This is a genomic window from Pedococcus sp. P2_F6 (genome assembly GCF_056403675.1).
Window position 1 is genome coordinate 251,183 of sequence record NZ_JBFUEZ010000002.1, and the last position, 22,372, is coordinate 273,554.

Annotated in this window: 21 protein-coding genes and 1 tRNA gene; 5 read left to right on the forward strand and 17 right to left on the reverse strand. The window is 70.4% G+C overall.

Annotated elements, in window-relative coordinates:
• Positions 1 to 1,416 (forward strand): tyrosine-type recombinase/integrase, encoded by a 1,416-nt coding sequence (locus AC1DWP_RS06610; RefSeq protein WP_477613662.1) that lies wholly within the window; start codon positions 1 to 3, stop codon positions 1,414 to 1,416.
• Between the two features lie 154 nt (positions 1,417 to 1,570).
• Here AC1DWP_RS06610 and AC1DWP_RS06615 read toward each other — a convergent pair.
• A tRNA-Tyr gene (locus AC1DWP_RS06615) sits at positions 1,571 to 1,651 on the reverse strand.
• Positions 1,652 to 1,753: 102 nt separating this feature from the next.
• Between AC1DWP_RS06615 and AC1DWP_RS06620 the strand changes: the two genes are divergently transcribed.
• Positions 1,754 to 2,254 carry a YajQ family cyclic di-GMP-binding protein gene (locus AC1DWP_RS06620; protein ID WP_477613910.1) on the forward strand — a complete coding sequence of 167 codons (501 nt, stop codon included), beginning with the start codon at positions 1,754 to 1,756 and terminating at the stop codon, positions 2,252 to 2,254.
• A 125-nt stretch (positions 2,255 to 2,379) separates the two neighbouring features.
• On the opposite strand, the gene AC1DWP_RS06625 is transcribed toward AC1DWP_RS06620, so the two are convergent.
• The 3 genes from AC1DWP_RS06625 to pepN form a co-directional block, all read right to left on the reverse strand.
• Positions 2,380 to 3,342 (reverse strand): serine/threonine-protein kinase, encoded by a 963-nt coding sequence (locus tag AC1DWP_RS06625; RefSeq protein ID WP_477613663.1) that lies wholly within the window; start codon positions 3,340 to 3,342, stop codon positions 2,380 to 2,382.
• A gap of 274 nt (positions 3,343 to 3,616) precedes the next feature.
• Positions 3,617 to 5,782: an MSCRAMM family protein gene (locus tag AC1DWP_RS06630; protein WP_477613664.1), complete on the reverse strand. Its 2,166-nt coding sequence runs from the start codon at positions 5,780 to 5,782 to the stop codon at positions 3,617 to 3,619.
• A 218-nt stretch (positions 5,783 to 6,000) separates the two neighbouring features.
• The gene (pepN, locus tag AC1DWP_RS06635; protein WP_477613665.1) at positions 6,001 to 8,472 is read right to left on the reverse strand and encodes an aminopeptidase N; all 2,472 of its coding nucleotides are present in this window, start codon (positions 8,470 to 8,472) and stop codon (positions 6,001 to 6,003) included.
• Between the two features lie 102 nt (positions 8,473 to 8,574).
• Between pepN and AC1DWP_RS06640 the strand changes: the two genes are divergently transcribed.
• Positions 8,575 to 9,447 carry an SGNH/GDSL hydrolase family protein gene (locus tag AC1DWP_RS06640; protein ID WP_477613666.1) on the forward strand — a complete coding sequence of 291 codons (873 nt, stop codon included), beginning with the start codon at positions 8,575 to 8,577 and terminating at the stop codon, positions 9,445 to 9,447.
• Between the two features lie 139 nt (positions 9,448 to 9,586).
• Here the strand turns inward: AC1DWP_RS06640 and AC1DWP_RS06645 are convergent, their stop codons facing one another.
• The 12 genes from AC1DWP_RS06645 to AC1DWP_RS06700 form a co-directional block, all read right to left on the reverse strand.
• Positions 9,587 to 9,790, reverse strand: a complete 204-nt coding sequence (locus AC1DWP_RS06645; RefSeq protein ID WP_056924211.1) for a cold-shock protein — start codon at positions 9,788 to 9,790, stop codon at positions 9,587 to 9,589.
• Positions 9,791 to 10,031: 241 nt separating this feature from the next.
• Entirely contained in the window at positions 10,032 to 10,919 is an 888-nt protein-coding gene (gene htpX / locus AC1DWP_RS06650) for a zinc metalloprotease HtpX (protein ID WP_477613667.1), read from the reverse strand.
• A gap of 105 nt (positions 10,920 to 11,024) precedes the next feature.
• On the reverse strand, positions 11,025 to 12,584 hold the full coding sequence (locus AC1DWP_RS06655; protein WP_477613668.1) for a proton-conducting transporter transmembrane domain-containing protein: 1,560 nt from the start codon (positions 12,582 to 12,584) through the stop codon (positions 11,025 to 11,027).
• Positions 12,581 to 14,053 carry a complex I subunit 4 family protein gene (locus AC1DWP_RS06660; RefSeq protein ID WP_477613669.1) on the reverse strand — a complete coding sequence of 491 codons (1,473 nt, stop codon included), beginning with the start codon at positions 14,051 to 14,053 and terminating at the stop codon, positions 12,581 to 12,583. Before AC1DWP_RS06660 ends, AC1DWP_RS06655 begins: the two co-directional genes overlap by 4 nt.
• Before the next feature lie 46 nt (positions 14,054 to 14,099).
• Complete coding sequence (locus AC1DWP_RS06665) at positions 14,100 to 15,974, reverse strand: NADH-quinone oxidoreductase subunit 5 family protein (RefSeq protein WP_477613670.1); 1,875 nt, start codon at positions 15,972 to 15,974, stop codon at positions 14,100 to 14,102.
• Positions 15,971 to 16,315, reverse strand: a complete 345-nt coding sequence (nuoK, locus tag AC1DWP_RS06670) for an NADH-quinone oxidoreductase subunit NuoK (protein WP_477613671.1) — start codon at positions 16,313 to 16,315, stop codon at positions 15,971 to 15,973. Before nuoK ends, AC1DWP_RS06665 begins: the two co-directional genes overlap by 4 nt.
• Positions 16,312 to 16,860, reverse strand: a complete 549-nt coding sequence (locus AC1DWP_RS06675) for an NADH-quinone oxidoreductase subunit J family protein (RefSeq protein WP_477613672.1) — start codon at positions 16,858 to 16,860, stop codon at positions 16,312 to 16,314. The genes nuoK and AC1DWP_RS06675 overlap by 4 nt, the downstream gene beginning before the upstream one ends.
• Positions 16,857 to 17,534, reverse strand: a complete 678-nt coding sequence (locus AC1DWP_RS06680; protein ID WP_477613673.1) for a NuoI/complex I 23 kDa subunit family protein — start codon at positions 17,532 to 17,534, stop codon at positions 16,857 to 16,859. Before AC1DWP_RS06680 ends, AC1DWP_RS06675 begins: the two co-directional genes overlap by 4 nt.
• On the reverse strand, positions 17,531 to 18,490 hold the full coding sequence (nuoH, locus tag AC1DWP_RS06685; protein WP_477613674.1) for an NADH-quinone oxidoreductase subunit NuoH: 960 nt from the start codon (positions 18,488 to 18,490) through the stop codon (positions 17,531 to 17,533). Before nuoH ends, AC1DWP_RS06680 begins: the two co-directional genes overlap by 4 nt.
• Entirely contained in the window at positions 18,487 to 19,053 is a 567-nt protein-coding gene (locus tag AC1DWP_RS06690; protein WP_477613675.1) for an NADH-quinone oxidoreductase subunit C, read from the reverse strand. The genes nuoH and AC1DWP_RS06690 overlap by 4 nt, the downstream gene beginning before the upstream one ends.
• Positions 19,050 to 19,646, reverse strand: coding sequence for an NADH-quinone oxidoreductase subunit B (locus AC1DWP_RS06695; protein ID WP_477613676.1), 597 nt, complete (start codon positions 19,644 to 19,646; stop codon positions 19,050 to 19,052). The genes AC1DWP_RS06690 and AC1DWP_RS06695 overlap by 4 nt, the downstream gene beginning before the upstream one ends.
• On the reverse strand, positions 19,646 to 20,002 hold the full coding sequence (locus AC1DWP_RS06700; RefSeq protein WP_477613677.1) for an NADH-quinone oxidoreductase subunit A: 357 nt from the start codon (positions 20,000 to 20,002) through the stop codon (positions 19,646 to 19,648). The genes AC1DWP_RS06695 and AC1DWP_RS06700 overlap by 1 nt, the downstream gene beginning before the upstream one ends.
• A 70-nt stretch (positions 20,003 to 20,072) precedes the next feature.
• On the opposite strand from AC1DWP_RS06700, the gene AC1DWP_RS06705 reads away from it, so the two are divergent.
• Both AC1DWP_RS06705 and AC1DWP_RS06710 read left to right on the forward strand, forming a co-directional pair.
• Positions 20,073 to 20,720 (forward strand): LON peptidase substrate-binding domain-containing protein, encoded by a 648-nt coding sequence (locus AC1DWP_RS06705; RefSeq protein WP_477613678.1) that lies wholly within the window; start codon positions 20,073 to 20,075, stop codon positions 20,718 to 20,720.
• Positions 20,721 to 20,760: 40 nt separating this feature from the next.
• Positions 20,761 to 21,264 (forward strand): DinB family protein, encoded by a 504-nt coding sequence (locus tag AC1DWP_RS06710; protein ID WP_477613679.1) that lies wholly within the window; start codon positions 20,761 to 20,763, stop codon positions 21,262 to 21,264.
• 46 nt (positions 21,265 to 21,310) lie between these two features.
• Here the strand turns inward: AC1DWP_RS06710 and AC1DWP_RS06715 are convergent, their stop codons facing one another.
• Positions 21,311 to 22,294: a glycosyl hydrolase gene (locus AC1DWP_RS06715; protein WP_477613680.1), complete on the reverse strand. Its 984-nt coding sequence runs from the start codon at positions 22,292 to 22,294 to the stop codon at positions 21,311 to 21,313.
• Between the last annotated feature and the right edge of the window lie 78 nt (positions 22,295 to 22,372).

Here is a 22,372-nt window from a genome sequence, read left to right on the forward strand (position 1 = left end):
ATGAGCTCTACGAAGACCTTCGAGGTTCAGGTGTGGGGCGTTCGCACCTACAAGGGCAAACTCAAGACGACTCACACGGTCCGCTGGCACGTCCACGGACGGACGTTCCAGCAGACCTTCGGCACGGTGAAGTCCGCAGAGTCGTTCAGGGCCACCCTGTTGGTCGGCCTGCGCAACGCGGAACCCTTTGACCAGAACACGGGCCTTCCGGTCAGCGCAGCCGAGGCGTCCACCAGCCCCAATTGGTTTGAACACGCGTGCGCCTTCGTAGACATGAAGTGGGCACACGCTTCTCCCCAACACCGGCGTGGGCTGGCGGACGGCCTCGTCACAGCCACCTGTGCCGCGCTGCCTGCCGGTGGACCTGACAGGGCACTTCTGCGAAAGGCGCTGTTCAGTTGGGCCTTCAACTCCGGAGCAAGACGGAAGGACGCCGCCACCGCTTGCCCGCCGGAGGCTTTCGCCGAGGTGATCGCCTGGGCTCGGCGCCGATCGCCCACCCTCGAGGAGCTCGCCGAACCTTCGCGACTAAGGCCTGTGCTGGATGCTCTTGCACTCAGGCTGGATGGCACCGCGGCGTCGTCCAGCACAGTCGCACGAAAGCGTTCGGCGCTCTACAGCGCTCTCGAGTTCGGCGTTGAGATCGGTGCTCTGACGGGGAATCCCATGGACAAGGTGAAGTGGAAGGCGCCAGCCCACACCGACGTCATCGACCGCCGCGTCGTCGTCAATCCGGACCAGGCACGCGCCCTGCTCACAGAAGGGAGGCGCATCTATCCCTCGCTGGAAGCATTCTTCGCGTGCATCTACTACGCCGCGCTCAGGCCCGCGGAGGTCCGGCATCTCACGCAGAAGGACCTGGATCTCAAGGGCAGCCCACCTGGCTGGGGCACGCTCCACCTCGTCGGCTCGACGCAGACGACGGGGGCTGAGTGGACCGATAGCGGGCGACCAACGGAGGACCGGCAGCTCAAGCACCGAGCCCGGCGCGCGACCCGGCTCGTTCCAGCAGTGCCCGAGCTCGTTGAGATCCTGAGCCGACACCTCGAGCAGTTCCCACCTGGACCTGCGGGTCGCCTCTTCGTCACCCGCACAGGCAGGGCCGGCGTGCCCGTCGCACCACCATTCTCGAATCCCCAGTCGATGGCCATCGTGTACCGGGTCTGGGACCGAGCCCGCCGCAAGGCGCTCACCGAGGATGAGTACAACTCGCCACTCGCCAAGCGTCCCTACGACCTGCGCCACGCAGCAGTCTCCCTTTGGCTGAACGCTGGTGTCCCGGCAACTCAGGTCGCCGAGTGGGCAGGCCACAGCGTGAACGTGCTTCTCCGCGTCTACGCCACATGCATCTCGGGACAGGACGAGGCGGCGCGTCGACGGATCCAGTCGGCCCTTGTGTCCAGGGAGACTCCGTGAACGCCAAGGGCCAGGGCCCGAATTTCCCCACCAGTTCCCCACTGGCACCCGTAGAACACCGTTCAGGGCCGCTGTCAGCCGGACACGAGATGGGGCGACGAAGAAGGCCCCAAACCTGCGTTTCCGCTGGTCAGGGGCCTTCTTGAGCACTGGGTGGCAGGTGAAGGATTCGAACCTTCGAAGCTTTCGCGATGGATTTACAGTCCACTCCCATTGGCCGCTCGGGCAACCTGCCGTGGTGCGCGTGGAAGGATAGCAAGGACACCCACGAATGCCGAAACCGGTAGGCGCCCCCACCCGGCGCCTGCCGCGTGACGCCCAGGAAGGACACGCCACCATGGCCGACAGCTCGTTCGACATCGTCAGCAAGATCGACCACCAGGAGGTCGCCAACGCCCTCAACAGCGCCTCGCGTGAGGTGGCGACGCGCTACGACTTCAAGAACGTCGGCGCCTCCATCGAGGCCAGCGGCGAGGACAAGGTGATCATCAAGGCGAACACCGAGGAGCGCGCCAACGCCGTGCTCGACGTCTTCCAGACGTGGCTGGTCAAGCGCAAGGTCTCGCTCAAGCACCTCGACGTCCCGGAGCGCGGCCCCCAGCTCTCCGGCAAGGAGTACCGACTCGAGCTCGGCCTGCAGGAGGGCATCTCCCAGGAGAACGCCAAGAAGGTCGGCAAGATCATCCGCGACGAGGGCCCCAAGTCGGTCAAGTCCCAGATCCAGGGCGACGAGCTGCGCGTCACCAGCAAGTCTCGCGACGACCTCCAGGCCGTGCAGGCACTGCTCAAGAGCAAGGACGACCTGGACTTCGCGATCCAGTTCACCAACTACCGCTGAGCCCGCGGCGACTCACTGCCCGCTGAGCTCGCGGCGGCTCACCCGCCGCCAGGCAGAGGTATGCCGCCGTCCCCGAGCCGGGGACGGCGGCATACCTGTCTGCTGTGGGCGCCTCGGCGCGGGAGCTAGGCGCTGCCGGGCTCGGCCTGCAGGGCCATCGTCGGACCACCGAGGTCGGGGAACCGGATCACCGAGCCGTCGGTGTCGGGCGAGTCGTCCTCCGTCCAGCTGTCGAGGGCGCTGGCCAGACCCAGCGCCAGCCCGGCCATCTCGTGGTCGCCGATGCCGACCCGGGAGGCGACCTCACGAGCGTTCGCGGGACGCTCCGCGGGATTCTTCGCCAGGCAGTCCCTCACGAGTGACGCGAGGTCCTCGGGGACACCATCGGGCAGCGGCGGGGGTGGTTCGTTGACGTGGCTGAGGGCCGTCGCGACGGGGGTTCCCCTGTCGAACGGCCTACTCCCCGAAAGCATCTCGTGCGCGACCACCCCGAGGGCATAGAGGTCGCTGGCCCCGGTCGCGGCCTCGCCCATTGCCTGCTCCGGGCTGAGGTAGTCCGGCGTGCCGAGCATCTCCCCAGCCCGGGTGTGGCCCGCGGCGTCGAGGGCTCGCGCGATGCCGAAGTCCGTCAGCTTCACGAGTCCGTCGGGACGCACGAGGATGTTGGCCGGCTTCACGTCACGGTGGATCACCCGGGCCTCGTGGGCCACGCCCAGGGCGAGGGCAGCCTGTCCGACCAGGGAGCGCACCTCTGCCGGGTCGAGGGGTGCGCGGCGCTTCAGGAGCAGGGACAGCGGCTCACCCTTGACGAGCTCCATGACGAGGAAGGCCAGGCCGTCGTCCTCGCCGTAGTCGAACAGGGTCGCGATGTTGGTGTGCAGCAAAGCCGCCGAGTGCACGGCCTCGTCACGGAACCGGAGGGCGAAGAGCTCCTCGTGACCGGTGTCCGGTCGCATGACCTTCACGGCCACGGTGCGCTGCAGCACCGTGTCGGTGCCGGCCCAGACGTCCGCCATGCCACCGGACGCGATCCGTGCACCGAGCACGTAGCGACCGCCGAGCGTGTCACCCTCTTCGAGTCGGTTCATCCTGGCGTGTCCATTCATACCTCCGCAGACGGAGGTGAACGTCAACTGACATCGCAAAAGCCCTCGCCACCTCTGATGGTAGCCCCGAAACAGCCGCGGTGCGCCCTTGCGCCTCGGGCAATCAACCCTCTGACCTGCACCGACGCCCCTGAATCCCTCATTTGCGCGGGGTCTGTGCGACGGAATCCGTGCGGCCGGCCCACCAACCCCCACGCAGAGGTATGCCGCCGTCCCCGAGCCGGGGACGGCGGCATACCTGCCACGGGTGGTGAACTCAGGGGAGGTGGATCGTGATCTCCCGCTGCTCGCCGCGGCCGAGCGACACCGTGGTGGCGTCGGCCTCGGAGGTGGCCGAGTCGTACCAGACCGTCTCGCCCTGGCCTTCCTCGGTGTACCGGGTCAACGCCAGGGTGAAGTCGCCCGGGGGCAGGGACGTCGAGCTGAACGTGTTCCCGTTGTAGACGTCGAAGTCACCGATGTAGTCGCCCGACGTGGTGCGGATGATGCCCACCCAGTAGTCGGTCGTGGGCTGGCCGTCGGCCGTGACGACACTTCCGGTGATGCGGGCGCCGGGCTGCAGGACGGCGTCGTAGGACGACGTCCTCGTCGCCTTGACCCGCAGCGGGACTGCGTCCTCGCGGCGGTCGGCGTTGCCGGACCACAGGGGCGCGAGCCCACCCCACTGGCTGGGCTCCGCGAAGACCGTGTGGTCGCCCGCAGGGACGCCGTAGATCGTGTAGCGGCCGTCAGCACCGGTCTGGGCGTACGTCGGTCCGTTCGGCCCTCCGGCCCGACCGCTGTAGCCGCCGTCGATGCTGACGTAGGCACCCTCGACCGGCTGCCCCTGGTAGTCGGTGATCCGGCCCGAGATGCGCCCGCCCGGCTTGAGCTGGACGTTGCGGACCTTCTTGACCTGGCCCGCGCCGACCGTGATGAGGTCGGCTGTTGCCTGCGAGGTCGCCTTGAAGGCCCACGTGTCGCTGTAGGTGCGTGGCTGGGTGTACACGCTCAGGACCACGGCGAAGTCACCCGCCGGGAGACCCTTGATGGTCCAGCGGCCGTCGGCGCCACTGCACACCGGGACGGAGAACTGGACGTACCTTCCCGCATGGCCGGAGTACGCACCCGGGCAGGCGTCGCGGACCGGAGCGCCGGACTTGGCGTCGACGGCGAGGCCCGTCAGGACAGCGCCCTTCGCGAGCGAGGCGTTGACGGTCGCCGGGGCACCCCTGTCCACGGCAAAGGTCTGCGCGGAGCCGATGGCCTGGGTGTTGCCGCTGTACTCGCCCGCGTACCGCCCCTCGGGGTCGGAGACGGCGGCGATGTACTCGCCCGGCTCCGAGATGTCGATCGAGTACGTGCCATCGGGTCCCGTGCAGCCCTCGCCCGCCTGCATCGTGTTGTCCGGGTCCTGGGTCGGCGTGAGCACCGCGACACACGCGCCCTCCACGGGGCCACCCGTCGCGTCGCTGGTCACTGTGCCCTGGACCGTGGCCGCGGCGAGGAACTGGTCATCGACCCGCACGGAGTCGCCCGCCGCGACGGTGAAGCGCGCCGCGTCGTCGCGGGACGTCTTCCCGAAGGCGTACTGGTTCGCGGGCCACGCGTCGAAGTTGACGACGTACTCGCCGGGCCGCACCAGCGCGCTCCAGGCGCCGTCCTGGTCGGTCGAGGCGAACGCAGCGATGGTTCCGTCGTCGGTGGAGCTCGAGATGCCCACGCTCGCCCCCTCTGCGGGCTGCCCGTCCGCCCGGGTGAGCGTCCCCAGCAGGTGCCCGCCGGTGGCCAGGGCTGCATCCACGGTGGCTGGCGCGGTGATGAGGTCCGCGTCCGCGTAGGACGTGGCGTCGTTAGCCCACTCGCCCACGTGCACGTCGTCATAGGCCTCGAACTCGACCTTGTAGCCGGCGCCGGCGACCAGGCCGCCCACCGCCCAGGTGCCGTCCTCCCCCGCGCACGTGGAGGCGACGTAGCCGTCGGCCTCGTCGGCCAGCGTCACACACGCCTGGAGCGGGGCGCCGGTGTCCTCGGCGGTGATCGTCCCGGACAGGGTCGAGTCGCCGACCTCGCGGGAGTACTCGAGCGGGAAGTCGAGGTGGGTGGGAGCCTCGACGACGGCGGCGTCCTCGAACGTGCTCGCCCCGCCGCTCCACTGTCCCTTGTAGAGCGAGTCGAACGCGTAGGCCTCGACCTTGTAGCCGACCCCCGTCTCCACTCCCTCGGCGGTCCACTGACCGCTGTCGTCGGTGCAGCCCGAGGCGATGAAGGAGTAGCCGAGGTCGTAGACGCTCACGCACCCCTGCAGGTTCTCCCCCGTGGCTGCCGCGGTGATGGTCCCCGTGATGGTCGATGGTTCTGCTTGCGCGGGTGCGGCAAGGACCCCGGTGGCCAGCGCAGCCGCCAGCACGATCCCCCCGACCCGCCCGAGTGCTGCGCGCATGAGCCGCTTGCCTTCCGCCGGTCTGTGACTGCCAATCCGGCGGAACATAGCAGCGACCGAGATCATGGCGACGGGTTCTAGACCAACTCCTTACCTGCCCACCGCCCGGCCGGTCGGGGCCGGCGGCATACCTGCTCGTGGGTCGAGAGCGCACGACACGCTGGGCCGACGACGAGTCGGTCAGCGTGTCGTGCACTCTCGATGGCGCGCGGCCCAGCTCAGCCGAACGTGGCCCGCGAGCGCAACGCCTCGCGGAGCTCGGACTCCGCGTCCACCACGCTGCGCCGCACCCCGACGCTGAGGCCGCCGCTCGCCACCGCCGCAGCACTCAGCTCGGCCGTCGCCTCCTCCACGATCCGCGCGGGGTAGGCCAGCGTCGCGACCCGGGCGATCGCGTCCTCCCCCACCCACGCGGTCATGGCTGGGACCTCGGTGAAGTAGCGCTCCGCATAGGGCCGCACGAGGTCGAGGTCGTCGGCGAGCCAGAACCCCTGCGCCAGCGCGTTGAGCTCGTAGTTGGAGCGAGACCGGTTGGTCGTCAGCTCCTCCCAGGCCCAGGCCTTCGCGTCGGCCCACGGCATCGAGGCGCTGGCGAACAGCGCGTTGAGCCGGCCCTGGAGCGTGTCGTCGTCGGCGTGCCGGGCTTCGACGAAGGCGCGGTCGACCAGGCCACGGGAGGCGAGGTTGCGCACCGCGATCCAGCCGAAGTCCGAGTCCTCCTCCAGGCCCGCAGGTCGGTCCTTGCCCGCGGCCCAGGCACGCAGGAGGGACTCGTCGGCCGAGGACCGCGCCACCGTCCGGGCCGCCACCAGGGCATGGGTGGAGCCCGCCTCGGCCGACCGCAGCAGCTGCCCGGCCGCCTCGGCAACCACCTGCTCGGCCCAGGCGTGCTCCTCGGGCGGCAGGAAGGTCGGGATGAAGCGGGCCGACAGCGCGAGCGACGTCCGGCTCAGCACCGAGTCGTTGTCCTCGGCCGGCCAGGCGTTGCCGAAGGTCCGGACGAGCACCCGTGGGTCGACGGTGCCGAGGCAGACCCCGTCGAGGAGGGCGATCCAGACGACGGCCCGGGCCTGGGTGTCGGGCACCGACGCCAGGGCGGTCGGCACGGCGGCAACCGAAGCCGGGTCGAGGGTCACCGTGGCCCACGTGAGGTCGGAGGCATTCGGCACGACCAGGTCAGCGGCCGGCACCTCGCGCAGCGCCTCGACACTGGTGCGGTCCTGCGTCACCGTCACCGGGACCCGGAACACCTCGGCGCCCTCGGTGAACCCTGCGACGTCCAGCGTGTGCGGCCGGTCCGCCGGAAACCGTGGTGGCACGTCCCTGTCGACGACCCCGGTCACCGGGTCCACCGAGATCACGTCGAGGCCGGCCGTGAGCAGCCAGGCCTCGGTCCAGGCGGTGAGCGACTGACCGGACGCCCGCTCCATGAAGCCCAGGAAGTCGGCGAGCGTCCCGTTGCCGAACGAGTGCTCGCGCAGGTAGGCCGACACCCCGGCGATGAAGGCGTCGTCACCGATGTAGGCGATCAGCTGGCGCAGCGTGGCTGCTCCCTTGGCGTACGAGATCCCGTCGAAGTCCTGCAGTGCCGCCTGGGTGTCCAACGCGGCAGACCCGGCGACGGGGTGCGTCGAGGGGGTGCGCTCCGCGGCATACCCCCAGCCCTTGCGGGCCATCGTCGAGTCGATCCAGGCATCGGTGAACTCCGTGGCGTCCACGCAGGTGCGGTGCGACATGTACTCGGCGAATGACTCGTTGAGCCAGAGGTCGTCCCACCACCGCATGGTGACGAGGTCGCCGAACCACATGTGTGCCATCTCGTGCGTGATGGTGTTGGTGCGGGACAGCACCTCGTCGCGCGCGGCAGCCCCCCTGAAGATCATCGTGTCGCGGAACGTCACGCAGCCCGGGTTCTCCATGGCTCCGGCGTTGAACTCCGGCACGAACACCTGGTGGTACTCCCCGAAGGGATAGCGGATCCCGAACAACGAGTGGTAGTAGTCGAAGCTCGCCCTGGTCACCTCGAGCATCTGCGGCGCCTCTCGCTCCAGGTGCTCCTTGAGCGAGGCCCGCGCATGGACCCCGAGCGGTATGCCGTCGTGCTCGTCGCGCACGGAGGCGTAGGGACCGGCGCAGATCGTCACGAAATACGTTGCCAGTGGTTGGGTTTCGGCCAGCTCCCACCTCCCCGGCCCCACCCGCGTAGCCGCGCCGTTGCCCAGCACGATCCACGTCTCGGGGGCGCTGACCTTGACGACATAGGGCGCCTTCAGGTCGGGCTGGTCGAAGCAGGCAAACACCCGCGGACCTGCGTCGAGGAAGAGGTGGCCGTAGACGTAGTGCTCCCCGTCGGCGGGGTCGACCGCACGGTGCAGCCCCTGACCGTCACGGCTGTAGGCCATCAGCGTCTCTACCTCGAGGACGTTCTCGGCCGCGAGACCCGCGAGCTCGATGCGCCCGTCCCGGAGGCCTTCACCATCGACAGGGGTGCCGTTGAGCGTCAGCGACCGCAGCTCCAAGGGATGGACGTCGAGGAAGGTGGAGCGCCCGGGGGTGTTGCAGGAGAACGAGATCCGAACTCGCGACTCGAAGCTTTCCTCACCGCGGTCGAGGTCTAGATCGACCTCCATCCGCGTCACGTCGATGAGGGCAGAACGCTCTCGGGCATCGGCCCGGGTGAGGGAAGGCATGGGACCGATTCAACCAGCCGCACTGCTTGCCGGTTTGCGCGGCGTCGCCAGGGTCCTACCCAAAAGTAACCTACCAACAGTAACAACAAAGGAGTTGTCTCGATGCGTCCTACCTTGAGCCGGGGACTGGCAGGGGCTGCCGCTCTTGCCACCGCTCTCACCGTCGTCGCCACCGCCACACCAGCGAGCGCGGCCACCTCCAGCATCACCGACCCACTGCGCTACGTAGCTCTCGGGGACAGCTACTCCGCCGGGGCCGGCATCTTGCCCAAGGACCTCTCGGCGTCGCCGCTGTGCATCCGCACGACCAAGAACTATCCCCGCCTCATCGCGTCGGCGACGGGAGCATCCCTCAGGGACGTCACCTGCTCGGCTGCCGAGACCCGGCACTTCTACACCTCGCAGTACCTCGGCGTGCCGGCGCAGCTCAACGCCCTGAGGTCCGACACCGACCTGGTCACCCTCACCATCGGTGGCAACGACAGCCAGGTCTTCCTCGGCGCGATCGTGTCCTGCGGGACCAAGGGCATGTTGACCCTCGGCTTCGGCAGCCCGTGCAAGAACTGGTTCGGCAGCTACTACGACGACCTGATCGAGACCAGGACCTACCCGGCTGTGAAGAAGGCCCTGCGGGACATCCACGCCAAGTCCCCGAACGCCGAGGTCGCGATCCTGGGCTACCCCACGATCCTTCCGCCCACCCGGGGGTGCTTCGCCCAGATGCCGATCGCCTACGGCGACGTTCCCTACGTCTACAACATCCAGGCGCACGTGAACGCGGTGGTCAGGCGAGCCGCCGCCGAGACCGGCACCACCTTCGTCGACATGTCGGCGACCGGCCGCGACGCGTGCCAGCCGATCGGCACGCGGTGGGTCGAGCCGATCCTGTTCGGGACCAACACCGTGCCGGTGCACCCGAACGCCCTCGGCGAGGCGGCGATGGCCAAGCGCGCGATGGTGGCCCTCGGCCTCTGACCCTGCACAGACCAACACCGTTGGTATGCCGCGTGGCCGGCTCGGCCGCGCGGCATACCTCGCTGCGCTCCTGGGAGAACGCCGAAGCCCCCGGCCGAGATGGCCGGGGGCTTCGATCTTGTTCAGAGGGTGGGGCAGGTCAGATGACCGTGACCTTCTCCGCCTGGGGACCCTTCGGGCCCTGCGTGATGTCGAACTCCACGCGCTGCGCCTCGTCGAGCGAGCGGTAGCCGCCGGACTCGATCGCGCTGTAGTGCACGAAGACGTCGGCGCCGCCGCCGTCCTGCTCGATGAAGCCGAAGCCCTTCTCAGCGTTGAACCACTTCACTGTTCCCTGTGCCATGGGATAACTCTTTTCCTAATTGGCCGATGTGGCCGCGGATGCGGACCACCAGCTGCGACATCACCACGACACGGAATACACCGCTTACGGAAAAGGCCCGCGCTTGGCGGGCCCACTCACACGAGGAACTGCAACTGCTGACCATCGTAACGCCTATCGCGCCGACTTTCATTCCCAGCCCTCCGCGAGTCTCGGGAGGAGGTCGTCCAGACCCCGTTCCCGAGCACGCGGAGGGCCCGTCTCAGCGTTGGCGGAAGCCGTAGGCCTGGGCCTCGAGCCGGGCGATCCGCTCGGTCATCGGGGGGTGGGTCGAGAAGAAGCGCGACACGTCCTGGGGGCGGAACGGGTTGGCGATCATCATGTGGCTCGAGTTCTGGATGGCCGGGGTCGGCTGCAGCGGGGCTTTGGCCACCCCGGTCTCGAGCTTGCGCAGGGCGGACGCGAGCGCCAGTGGGTCGCCGGTGAGCTTGGCGCCGTCCTCGTCCGCGTCGTACTCGCGGGTGCGGCTGATCGCCATCTGGATCATCGCCGCGGCGAACGGCGCGAGCAGGGCCATGGCCAGCATGGCGATCGGGTTGGGACGGTCCTCGTCGTTGCCGCCACCCCCGAACATGCCCGCGAACATGAGCATCTGGGCCACAGACGTGATGACACCGGCGACCGCGGCAGCCACCGAGCCGGTGAGGATGTCGCGGTTGTACACGTGCATGAGCTCGTGTCCGAGGACCCCGCGCAGCTCACGCTCGTCGAGCAGCCCGAGGATGCCCTCGGTGCAGCACACGGCGGCGTTCTCGGGGTTGCGGCCGGTGGCGAAGGCGTTGGGCGCCGCGGTGGGGCTGATGTAGAGCTTGGGCATCGGCTTGCCGGCGGCGGTGGAGAGCTCGCGCACGATCCGGTACATCGCGGGCGCCTGGGCCTCACTGACCGGATAGGCGTGCATCGCCTTGATCGCGAGCTTGTCGGAGTTCCAGTAGCCGTAGGCGGTCATGCCGACGCCCAAGAGGGCGAACAGCCAGATGAAGGCGGGGCTGCCGGTGGAGCTGGCGATGACGCCGCCGATGGCCAGGAGGAGGGCGAAGATGCCGCCGAAGAGGGCTGCCGTCTTGAGCCCGTTGAAATGGTTGTGCATGCCTGCCTCAACGCTCCCTTCCGTGCTCGCGTTCCCGATCCAGCGCCGTCCGGCCCGTCCGGCAGCGCGTCATCCTGCCCCTCAGCCTGCCCGTCATCCAGCCGCTCAGCCGAGCAGGCCGAACAGCAGCTGGGGCATCACGCTGGTGGCCACGAGCGCGAGTCCGGCCAGCACCAGGGCGGCGAGCGCGGGACGCGGGATGGTGCGGATGACGGGCCGTGCGGGACCCTCCTCGGGGTCGCGCAGCAGCACGGCGAACCAGCGCAGGTAGACCGCGACGCCGATCACCGCGTTGAGCACGGCGACCACGGCCAGCGCCCACTGCCCCGCCCCGACCACGGGGCGCAGGGCGACCACCTTGGCGATGAGCCCGACCACGCCCGGCGGGAGCCCGGCGAGAGAGAGCAGGGCCAGTCCCAGCGCCCCGCCCAGCAGCGGGTGGGCCCGCAACAAGCCGGTGTATGCCGTGAGCGTGCGTCCGAGGTCCGCGGCGCCACGGAGGCGCGGGGTCGACGTCACGACGTGCACCACGACGAAGGCGACGAGGGTGGCGATGACGTAGGCCAGCAGATAGCCACCTGAGGCGGCCGTTGCCCTGCCGTTGAGGGCCGACAGTGGCAGCACCACCCACCCTGCCTGGGCGACCGTGGACCAGGCCAGCAGCCGCACCGGGTCGTCCTGCACGAGGGCGAGGACGTTGCCGAGCGTCATGGACACCGCTGCGAGGAGGCCGATGCCCACGATGACGGGCGCTCCGGCCCCCACCAGGGCCTGGACGACGACGAGCAGGGCGGCCAGCGCCGCCACCTTGGAGGTGGCCGCGAGGAAGGCCGCGACGGGTTCGGTGGCGCCGGCATAGGCCTGCGGTGTCCAGACGTGGAAGGGCACGAGGCTGAGCTTGAAGCCCACCCCTGAGAGCAGCAGGAGGGCCGCGAGGAGCAGCACCACTCGCCGGTCCGGCTCGGACAGCGCATCGGCGGCGGCACCAGGGGCGAACACCGCCTCGCCGGTCGACACCAGCCACAGGGCGGCGCCGAGCACCACCATCGCGAACGACACCAGGGACGTGGTGAGCAGCGCGAGCGCGCCGCGGCCCGCGGGGGCGTCGCCACGAAGGGCGACCAGGGCGATGGGGGGCAAGGTGGCGAGCTCGAGGCAGACCAGCCAGGATCCGAGGTCGTGGGCCGCGGCGACCCCTGCGGCGCCCGCCGTGGCCGCCAGGACGAGGGACACGAGGACAGCCGGACCACCCCGCAGGTCCTCTCGAGGATCGGTGCCCGGCCAGCTCAGCAGCAGCACCACGAGCGCCGCCCCGAGGGCGCCGAGCTGCAGGGCGCTGGCGAGGGGACCGGCTTCGAAGAGGCAGGCACCGTCGGGCGCCGGCAGGCAGAGCGATCGGAGCGGGTCGTCGCCGGAGCGCAGGGCGCCCGGGACGGCCAGGGCGAAGCCGGCGGCGAGGGCGAACACGCCCATCGCGGCGTGCAACCGGACCAGGCGCGGGGCGATGACGTCCAGGACCAGCACGGCCACCGCACCGATGGCGGGGACGAGCACCGGCCCGAGGACCGCCCAGTCGAAGCTCACCAGGCCGGTCGTGGCCAGCACCGCCGCGGGCACCGCCGTGGGCAGAGCGGCCACCGCCGTAGGCGCGATCGCGGCGATCATGGTGCGGCCCCGATGATCGTGGAGACCGCACCGCTGGTCATGGCCAACAGGGGTCCGGGTGCGATGCCGAGCAGCAACACCCCGAGGACGAGGACGGCGATGACGTCCCACTCGCTGTCGCGGCTGTCCTCGATAGGGGGCGTCGTGCGCTCCCCCGCCCAGACGGCGCGGGCCACCCGCAGCGCGTAGGCGGCAGCCAGGACGGTGCCGACGGCGGCGACGACGGCCAGAGTGCGGAACAGCCCTTCGGGACGGTCGGCGGCCGGCGACCACGCGGCATACACACTGAGGAACTCGCCCCAAAAACCTGCCAGGCCAGGCAGGCCGAGGGATGCGGCGAGGCCCACGATGAGGGCGAACCCGAGCCGCGGGGTGACCTCGCGCAAGGCGGCCCGGGCGGTCTCGAGATCGGCGTTGCCCCACCGCTCCTTGAGGCCGCCGACGACGACGAACAGCAGGGCCGAGATGACACCGTGGGCGACGTTGGCGAACAACGCCGCCTGGAGTCCGGTGCGCGTGCCGCTGGACAGGCCGAGGACGACGAAACCCATGTGCGCGACCGAGGAGTAGGCGATCAGCCGTTTGAGGTCGCGCTCGACGAGGCAGGCCAAGCCTCCCCAGATGATGCCGACGGCACCGAGGACGGCCAGCACCGGCGCCACCCTCGCGAATCCGTCGGGGACCGAGGCGAGCGGCAGCCGCACCAGGCCGTAGGTGCCCATCTTCAGCAGCACCGCCGCCAGCAGGACCGACCCGGCCGTGGGAGCCGTGGTGTGTGCCGGTGGGAGCCACGTGTGCACCGGGAAGACCGGCACCTTCACCGCGAGCCCCGCCACGAGCAGCGCCGCGACCAGGGTCTGGGTGCCGACGGGTATGCCGTGGCCGCCACCCTGGGCGATGACGTCGAGGTCGGACGTGCCCGCCTTGGCGACGAGCGCCAGGATCCCGACGAGCATCAGCGTCGAGCCGAACGCGGTGTAGAGGACGAACCGGCCACCGGCGTCGGCGCGGGCGTCAGCATCGTGGGGGTCGCCGAACCTGGTGATCAGCACCCACATCGGCACGAGGACCAGTTCGAAGGCCACGAAGAACAGGACCGCGTCGCGGGCGTAGAACGTCGCCAGGGCTCCGAACTCGACGAGGAGCAGGCAGGCGTGGAAGGCGGCGGTGGTCCCGCCCAGCGGAGGTCGGTCGAGGGTGTGCAGCACCACGCCCACCCCCAGGACAGCGGTGAGCAGCAGCAGCGGCGCGCTGATCCCGTCGACAGCGAGCTGCCAGCGCAGTCCGAGTGAGGGCACCCACGCGCGGTCGACCGTCGGACGCGCGATCACGGCGACGATGACGGCGGCCAGCGTGACCACGCTCGCGGCGCTGGCGAGCAAGTTGGCTGAACGGTGGGAGACGGCGCGGCCACCGGTGAGCAGCCAGACGGCCACCGCCGCCGGGACCACGAGGCTCAACAGGATCACCACGGTCTCGCCTCCACCGCGGTCTCTCCTCCACCACGCCTTCCGGTCACCACAGCGCCACCCCCGCGAGGGCGACGGCGACGACACCGGCCACGACCCAGGCCAGCCCGGACGCCGCGCGTTCGGCCTGGTGGGCCCGCTGGCCACCCGCGCCACCGAACCGGGTCGCGGCTGCCGCACCGCGCACGTAGGCGTCGACGACCTCGCGGTCGAGGAAGACGACGAGGTGCGCAAGGGCGACGACTGGTCGCGCCACGTAGTCGACGTAGAGGCGATCGACCCCGAAACCGTCGTCGAACGACGGGATCCGTGCCCCGACGATCCGCACAGCGGGATCCGCACCGTGGGCCAGTGAACGCACGGCCAGGCCGGCGCCGACGATCAGCAGGATGCTCAGCAGCGCCACCAGCCACCCGATGTGGCCGCCGAGGTCGATCAGAGGGGTGAAGGCGACCAGCCCGCCGGCAACGGTCAGGATGGCCAGGACCGTCACCGCCGCAGTCACGGGGAAGCTGGCGGTGTCGGCCTCGTGACGTTCGATGTCCGCGGCGGCCAGGTCGTCGAGGACGATCCACGCGCGCATGCAGTAGGCAGCGGTGAGGACCACGGTCAGCAGGCCTGCGAGCAGGACGATCCAGGCCCGCGCCTGGCCGTCGGCCGCGCCTGCCTCGGCTGCCGCGAGCACGTGCTCCTTGGAGACGAAGCCGACGAGCGGAGGCACCCCGGCCAGCGCCATCAGCCCGACGAACATCGCCGGCCTGATGAACAGGTGTCCGCGCAGACCACCGCGCATCGTCGCGGCCGCGGTGCCGCCGACGGTCACGCTCAGCCAGCCGATCGCGAGGAAGAGCAGCGCCTTGAAGAACGCGTGCGAGTAGAGGTGAAGCACTCCGGCGCCCGGTCCCTCGTCGACGGGGGCGACCGCCAGCGCCGAGAGCATGAGGGCGACCTGGCTGAGGGTCGAGTAGGCGAGCAGCCGCTTGAGGTCGCTCTGCCCGAACGCCAGCCCCGCGGCATACACCATCGTCACGGCGGTGCTCAGCGCGAGGACCCAGCGTGCACCGTCACTGGCCGCGAGGACGTCGAACAGCTGCGCGAGGACGAACGTGCCGGCGGCAACCATGGTCGCCGCGTGGATCAGGGCGGACGCGGGGGTCGGGCCTTCCATGGCGTCGGGGAGCCAGTCGTGGAACGGGACCATGCCGGACTTGCCGAGGATGCCGATGACGAGCAGCACCATGGCCGCCGTGCGCAGGGTCGCGTTGGGCGCTGCACATGCGGCGGCGTCCGGGCAGTCCGTGGCGGCCCAGGCCTGGAGCACCTGCGGGTATGCCGTGGAGCCGGCCCCTGCGGCGAGGATCACCACCCCGAGCACGAAGCCGACATCTGCGAGGCGGGTGACGAGGAAGGCCTTGAGCGCGGCCCGGCGGGCGGACTCCTTGCGGCTCCAGTGCCCGATGAGCAGGTAGGAGCACCAACCCATCACCTCCCAGCCCACCAGGGTGAGCACGAGGTCGGCGGACTGCACGACGAGGAGCATGCCTGCTGTGAACAGCGAGACCGTGGCGGCGAAGATGCCGTAGCGGTCATCCTCGCGCAGGTACCAGCCGGCGAAGGCCTGCACCGCCCAGCCGACGATCGCGACGACCAGGGCGATGAGGGCAGTCGCGGTAGTCGCCTGCAGCTGCAAGGGAATTCGCAGCTCGCCCGCGTCGAGGGCGGGGATGGTGCGGGCGATGGTAACCCTCGACGAGCCGTGCACGGCGACGACCTGGAGGAGGGCCGCGAGGACCGCGAGCAGGGAGGTGCCGACGGCGACGAAGCGGGCCGGCCGTGGGTCGGTGTGACGGGCCAGCAGGAGCCCGAGGAATGCGGCGACGGCAGGGATGAGGACGACGAACCGGGCGGCAGCGGCGCTCATCGGGGAGCCTCGCTCACCGTGGGGTCGCTGACCGTGGCGTCGCTGAGGGTGGGGTCGCTCAGGTCGACGTCGCCCCGCAGCCGGTAGACCGCGAGGACCACCGCGAGCGCCACGACGACCTCTGCGGCAGCGATCGTGATGACGAACAGCGTGAGCACGTTGCCTGCGGCCCAGCGGTCAGCACCCGCGGCGGCGACCGAGACGAGCAGCACGTTGGCCGCGTTGAGGATGAGCTCGACCCCGATCAGGACGAGCACGGCGTTCCGTCGCGCCAGCACGCCGTAGGCCCCGATGCCGGCGAGCACGGCGCAGAGCAGGTACGGCCCGGCGAGATGGATCATGCCGACTCCCTGGCCGCGAGGTCGGAGCCGAGCGGGTCAGCGGCAGGGTCGGGGCGGGTCATCCGCGACACCGCCATGGCCGCGATGAGGGCGACGAGGAGTAGCAGTGAGAGGACTTCGAAGGGCCAGAGCCAGGTGCCGAAGAGCTGTTCTGCGACCCGGGTGGTCGAGGTTTCGTGCCGTTCCACGGCGGGGCCCGCGATGGGGAGGAGGGCGGCGGCCAGCAGGGCCGTGACGCCGGCACCCAGCGCCGCCGCGAGCACCCGGTGCAGGCGGCTGGTGCTGATCTCGCTGTTGGGCCCGATCGGCGCGCGGGTGAGCATGAGGGCGAACAGCACGAGCACGACGATCGCGCCGACATAGACCAGGAGCTGCACCAGTGCCACCAGCTCCGCCCCCAGGACGAGGTAGCAGCCGGCAAGGGCTCCGAGGCAGACCACCAGCCACAGGGCGGCATGGACGACGTGGCGCGTCGTCACGGCGAGCAAACCGCTGGCCGCCGTGATCAGCCCGACCGCGGCGAAGGCCACGTCCAGAGCCGTCATTCCCCGGTCTCCGGTGCCGTCTCGGGGGCTGGCTCCGGACTTGGCTTCGGGGCCGGCTCCGGGCTTGACTTCGGGGCTGGCTGCGCCTCCTGCCCGGTCGGCGTGACGCGCGCGGGAGCGGGACGCGCCGGCGCCGTGCGCACCAGCCGTCCGGGTCGGGTGGTGGCTCCGATCTCGGCCGGCTCGGCCGAGTGCTCGTCCAGGGCCGAGGGTGGGGGCACGGTGGGCATCCACTGGCCGAGGCGGTCCTTCTCGTGCAGCAGGTCGCGGATGTCCAGCTCGGCGTACTCGAACTCGGGACTCCAGTGCAGCGCGTCGAACGGGCAGACCTCGATGCAGATGCCGCAGTACATGCAGAGGCTGAAGTCGATGGCGAACCGGTCGAGGACGTTCCGCTGGCGCTCGCGCCCACCAGGCGTGGTGGCGGGGATCGTCTCCTTGTGCGAGTCGATGTAGATGCACCAGTCGGGGCACTCGCGGGCGCACAGCATGCAGGAGGTGCAGTTCTCCTCCAGCAGCGCGATGACGCCACGGCTCCGGGGCGGCAGGTGCGGCTGCGCGTCGGGGTACTCGGCGGTATGGGTCGGCCTCGACATGGTGCGGGCGGTGGTGGCCAACCCCTTGAGGATGCCCGGTATGCCGATGCCTCCCGGCTTCTTCTCCTGCTCGCTCATGCGGTGGCCACCACCCAGACACCGGTGAGGGCCAGCTGGGCCAGGGCGAGGGGCACCAGGACCAGCCACGCCAGTCGCTGGAGCTGGTCCTCGCGCAGCCGGGGCCACGCGACCCGGAGCCAGATGACGAGGACCGCGATGCAGAACCCCTTGAGCAGGGTCCACAGCCACCCGAGCTGGTCGCTGAACAGCCCCTGCCAGCCACCGAGGTAGAGCACGGCGAAGAGGAGCGACATGACGACGATCCCGGCGTACTCGCTCAGCAGGAAGAACGCGAACCGCAGCCCGGTGTACTCGGTGTAGGCGCCGAAGACGATCTCGGAGTCGGCCACCGGCATGTCGAACGGCGGTCGCTGGAGCTCCGCGACGGCCGACACGAGGAACACGATGGCTCCCGGCAGCTGGAAGACCAGCCACCAGGGAGACCAGGCCGCAGCGATCCCGGAGAGGGACAACGAGCCGGCCGCCAGGCAGACGCTGGCGACCGCCAGCACCATCGGCAGCTCGTAGGAGAGCAGCTGCGCCGCGGCACGCATCGCACCGAGCAGCGAGTACTTGTTGGCGCTGGCCCAGCCGGCCATGAGCGTGCCGAGGATGCCCACCGCGGTCACCGCCAGGACGAACACGGCCGACGCGGGGAGGTCCGCGGCGACCAAGTCGGGGCTGAGCGGAATCGCTGCCAGCGCAACGAGATAGGGCACCAGCGCCACCGCGGGAGCGAACCGGAAGATCCTCTTGTCGGCAGCCGCAGGGGTGATGTCCTCCTTCTGCACGAACTTGACCCCGTCGGCCACCAGCTGCGCCCACCCGTGGAACCCACCGGCATACATCGGGCCGAGCCGGCCCTGCATGTGCGCCATCACCTTGTGTTCGGTCTGGCCCACCAGGAGGGGCAGCACGAGGAAGGCAGCCAGCACCCCCACCGCCCGCAGGGTCACCTCGACGGCGTCGTTCATCGCGGCCCCCACTCGGGGTCCGGGACACCGGGCGCTGACACCCGGCGTCGCCCGGTCGGCCTGGCGTGCTCGGACTCGCCCGGCTCCTTGGCTCCGGGCCACGGCTTGGAGGCTCGAGCCGCGAGCACGAAGGACTTGCGCAGCGGCGTGCCCTCGAACCCGTCGGGGAGCAGGAGCGGGCGCAGCCCCAGACCGGTGCCGTCGTCGAACCCCTCGAAGTCGAGGCCGAACATCTCGTGCGTCTCGCGCTCGTGCCACGCGACCCCGCGGAACACTCCCGTCAGGCTGTCGAGGCTGGCACCGCTGGGGACGCGGGTGCGGAACAGCTTGCGCCGCAACGCCCTTGGCGTGGACCCGTCCATGAGGTGGCACACCACGTCGAGACCGGGTGCCGCCTCGTCGTCGCTCTGGTCGACCGCGGTGAGCCAGTCGAAGAAGGTGTAGCCAGCGTCGCGGGCCGCTGTGATCGTCGCCACCCAGTCAGGCGGGTCGACCTCGGCGCGCTCGAGGGCGCTCGGATCCACCACACCGGTCGGGTCGCTCACGGCGCGAGGGCCGCTCATGAGACGTCCTTGGTCGGTGGCTGCACCAACGGTCGCTTGACCTCGCCTGCGGACGCGAGGCGGTGCCCGGCATACTTCGCGCGAATTCCCTTGGTGGACAACGTCTCGGCTGCGATCTTCTCCTGCAGCTTGAGGATGCCCTGCAGGAGAGCCTCGGGCCGGGGCGGGCAGCCAGGGACGTAGACGTCGACGGGGATGATGGTGTCGACGCCCTTGGTGACCGAGTAGGAGTCCCAGTAGGGTCCGCCGGAGTTGGAGCAGGCTCCGAACGAGATGACGTACTTGGGTTCGGGCATCTGGTCGTAGAGCCGTCGCACGGCCGGAGCCATCTTGTCGGTCACGGTGCCCGACACGACCATCAGGTCGGCCTGTCGCGGGCCGGGGGCGAACGGGATCACCCCGAGCCGGATGAAGTCGTGCCGGGCCATCGAGGCGGCGATGAACTCGATCGCACAGCACGCGAGGCCGAAGTTGAAGACCCACAGCGAGTAGCGGCGGCCCCAGTTGAGGACCACGCGGATCGGCTGGGGTGCCAGGTCGGTGGCGGGACCGACCCGGGGCATCGGCAGGGGGACGGGCTGCGTCGTCGTCATCAGAGCCACCTCAGCAGACCGCGCCGCGCTGCGTGGACGAGTCCGACCAGCAGGACCCCGATGAACACCGCGATCTCGAGCAGCGACACCGCACCGAGGTTGCTGCGGGCGACGAGGGCCCAGGGGAACAGGTAGACGGCGTCGACGGCGAAGATGACGTAGAGGAACGCGTAGACGAAGTAGCGCACCTGCGTCTGGGCCCAGTCCCGACCCACCGGATCGACTCCGGACTCGTAGGTCGTCAGCTTGGCCCGGGTCGGCGCCTTCGGAGCCAGCAGCGCCCGGGCGCCCATCGCGGCCACGAACAGCAGCAGGCCGACAGCGACCACCGCGGCGATGACGACGTAGGGCGACACGGTTGGCAGCCTAGTGGCCCACCTCCATGAGGGGGTGTTGCGCCGGGTCGTGGGCACCTACCGTGACGACATGGCGCGGGTCCCGCTCTTTCCGCTCGGCACGGTCCTGGTGCCGGGCGCCGCGCTGCCGCTCCAGGTCTTCGAGCCGCGCTACCTCGAGCTGCTCAGCGACCTGGTGAACGTCATGGAGGCTCCCGAGTTCGGCGTCGTGGCGATCCGCCAGGGTCACGAGGTCGGGCCCGACTCGGTGCACGACCTGCACGAGGTGGGCTGCCTGGCCCGGCTGACGAACGCCGCCCCGGTCGGAGACGGTCGCTACCTCGTCCTCAGCACTGGCATCCAGCGCTTCCACCTGGAGGCGCTCGTGCCAGGTGCCGGCACGGCATACCTGATGGGCGAGGTGACCATGCTTGAGGAGAACACCGGCGACGCCGAGGAGGTCGCGGGGCTCGCCGCGCGGCTGCGGCAGGCGCTGCACGAGTACGCCCACACCGTGGGCGCCGACGAGCCCACGTGGCCCTCCGACGCCGCCGAACTCTCGTATGCCGTGGGTGGGGCGGTGGGGCTCGACCTCGGGGAACGGCAGCAGCTCCTCGCCGCCGACGACACCGAGACGCGGCTGCGACTCGGCCTCCAGCTGGTCCGGCGCGAACGGCAGCTGGCCGCGATGCTCGGGGTCGTGCCGCCGTCACCGGAGCACGGGTTCAACCTGAACTAAGCGGTGGCGCGCGGCCGGCCGGTGCGACAGGGTTCGGACCATGACGCGAACCGACACCCCCAACGCCTGGGACGAGCGCTCGACGCTGCTGGCGATGCTCCAGTACACCCGGGACACCGCAGCCGAGAAGTGCCACGGCCTCGCCGACGAGCACGTCGGGAGCGCGCCCCTGCCGACCTCACCGCTGATGACGCTGGGCGGGGTCGTCAACCACATGCGCTGGGTGGAGCACTCGTGGATCGAGAACAGGTTCGTCGGTGGACCGGACCTCGGGCCCTGGACCGACGAGGAGCCGGACCGGGAGTTCAGCCTCGGCGCCACCACCCCCCTCGCGCAGACGTTGGAGGAGTATGCCGCGCAGGCAGTCCGCACCGATGCGATCGTCGCCGGGCTCGACCTCGACGACCTCTCGGCCACACCGTTCAGGAGCGGGGAGCGCCCGACCCTGCGGTGGGTGCTGCTGCACCTCGTCGAGGAGAACGCCCGGCACAACGGACACCTGGACATCCTCCGCGAGCTCGCCGACGGCCGCACCGGAGACTGACCCGCCCCGGGTTCCGGCACCACGGCGGTGGAGGTCGGAGGGTGCGTCAGCGGGCGACGAGGTAGCCGTCGGCGTCGAGGGTGACCGGGATGGGGTCGCTGATCTCGAACCCGTCGAGCCCTTGCGGTTCGAGGTTGTGGAACCCGACGAGCACCCACGACCCGTCGCGCTGCTGCACCAGAGGCGCGGCGAACAGGTCGGGCTCCGCGGCGAACGGACGGGCGGCGTCGATGTCCCACGGGCCGAGCGGTCCGGGACCGGGCACCGACCAGGTGCAGTAGCTGCCGGTCCGCTCGATCCGCTCGGGTGTCATCTCCTGCGGGTGGCAGGTGAAGACGAGCACCCACCGGCCGTCGATCTGCTTGTTCTGCAGCACTTCCAGCTGTCCGAAGCCGGCTCCGGGCGCGCACAGCGGCTCGCCGAGGGCCCAGGTCTCGAGGTCGGTGCTGGTGGCGTGGGCGATGACCCCGTCGTCGTTGCGCGCCGCGTCCCTGGCCCGCGCGGTGACCAGCAGGTGCCAGCCGTCGCCTGCGGGGTCGGCGAAGACGAGCGGGTCGCGCCAGGTCTCGCTCGCCCCCTCCAGATCGGGCCCTTCGGTGGGGGCCGGCGTGTTGGCCAGCGTCTTGTACCAGCGACCGTCCACGCGCACGACGGGGTCGGGGCCGCCCCGTTGCCAGTGCTGCAGGTCGTCGGACACGGCCGAGCCGATCCGCTGGTCGTAGACGTGGTGGCCGGTCGTCGACACCCCGGTGTAGAACATCCGCCACCGCTCCCCGTCGTGGAGCACGGAGCCGGTCCAGATGGCGAGGTCGTCGAACCGACCCGCGCCGCTCTGGTCAGGTCCGAAGCACTCCCCGAGGTCGGTCCAGCTCACGAGGTCCGCGGAGGTGGCGTGCCCCACCCGCGCCGAGGTATGCCGCTTGCCCGGGTCCCCCAGCGCGCGCGGCGCCTGGAGGAAGAACAGGTGGTAGAGGTCGCCGTCGTCAGCGATCCAGGAGTCCCAGACCCACAGGTCATCCAGCCTCAGCATGACCAGAGTGTGGCAGGGCGGAGGCGGTGGCACCCGGCGAAACCAGAGGGTGGTCACGGGGTGGACAGCGGCCACTGG

What these genes read in the sequence shown, in the direction of transcription:
- AC1DWP_RS06610 (WP_477613662.1), top strand. Translation starts at nt 1, where the DNA reads ATGAGCTCTACGAAGACCTTCGAGGTTCAGGTGTGGGGCGTTCGCACC.
- AC1DWP_RS06620 (WP_477613910.1), top strand. Translation starts at nt 1,754, where the DNA reads ATGGCCGACAGCTCGTTCGACATCGTCAGCAAGATCGACCACCAGGAG.
- AC1DWP_RS06625 (WP_477613663.1), bottom strand. Translation starts at nt 3,342, where the DNA reads ATGAACCGACTCGAAGAGGGTGACACGCTCGGCGGTCGCTACGTGCTC.
- AC1DWP_RS06630 (WP_477613664.1), bottom strand. Translation starts at nt 5,782, where the DNA reads ATGCGCGCAGCACTCGGGCGGGTCGGGGGGATCGTGCTGGCGGCTGCG.
- pepN (WP_477613665.1), bottom strand. Translation starts at nt 8,472, where the DNA reads ATGCCTTCCCTCACCCGGGCCGATGCCCGAGAGCGTTCTGCCCTCATC.
- AC1DWP_RS06640 (WP_477613666.1), top strand. Translation starts at nt 8,575, where the DNA reads ATGCGTCCTACCTTGAGCCGGGGACTGGCAGGGGCTGCCGCTCTTGCC.
- AC1DWP_RS06645 (WP_056924211.1), bottom strand. Translation starts at nt 9,790, where the DNA reads ATGGCACAGGGAACAGTGAAGTGGTTCAACGCTGAGAAGGGCTTCGGC.
- htpX (WP_477613667.1), bottom strand. Translation starts at nt 10,919, where the DNA reads ATGCACAACCATTTCAACGGGCTCAAGACGGCAGCCCTCTTCGGCGGC.
- AC1DWP_RS06655 (WP_477613668.1), bottom strand. Translation starts at nt 12,584, where the DNA reads ATGATCGCCGCGATCGCGCCTACGGCGGTGGCCGCTCTGCCCACGGCG.
- AC1DWP_RS06665 (WP_477613670.1), bottom strand. Translation starts at nt 15,974, where the DNA reads ATGAGCGCCGCTGCCGCCCGGTTCGTCGTCCTCATCCCTGCCGTCGCC.
- nuoK (WP_477613671.1), bottom strand. Translation starts at nt 16,315, where the DNA reads ATGATCCATCTCGCCGGGCCGTACCTGCTCTGCGCCGTGCTCGCCGGC.
- AC1DWP_RS06675 (WP_477613672.1), bottom strand. Translation starts at nt 16,860, where the DNA reads ATGACGGCTCTGGACGTGGCCTTCGCCGCGGTCGGGCTGATCACGGCG.
- AC1DWP_RS06680 (WP_477613673.1), bottom strand. Translation starts at nt 17,534, where the DNA reads ATGAGCGAGCAGGAGAAGAAGCCGGGAGGCATCGGCATACCGGGCATC.
- nuoH (WP_477613674.1), bottom strand. Translation starts at nt 18,490, where the DNA reads ATGAACGACGCCGTCGAGGTGACCCTGCGGGCGGTGGGGGTGCTGGCT.
- AC1DWP_RS06690 (WP_477613675.1), bottom strand. Translation starts at nt 19,053, where the DNA reads ATGAGCGGCCCTCGCGCCGTGAGCGACCCGACCGGTGTGGTGGATCCG.
- AC1DWP_RS06695 (WP_477613676.1), bottom strand. Translation starts at nt 19,646, where the DNA reads ATGACGACGACGCAGCCCGTCCCCCTGCCGATGCCCCGGGTCGGTCCC.
- AC1DWP_RS06705 (WP_477613678.1), top strand. Translation starts at nt 20,073, where the DNA reads ATGGCGCGGGTCCCGCTCTTTCCGCTCGGCACGGTCCTGGTGCCGGGC.
- AC1DWP_RS06710 (WP_477613679.1), top strand. Translation starts at nt 20,761, where the DNA reads ATGACGCGAACCGACACCCCCAACGCCTGGGACGAGCGCTCGACGCTG.
- AC1DWP_RS06715 (WP_477613680.1), bottom strand. Translation starts at nt 22,294, where the DNA reads ATGCTGAGGCTGGATGACCTGTGGGTCTGGGACTCCTGGATCGCTGAC.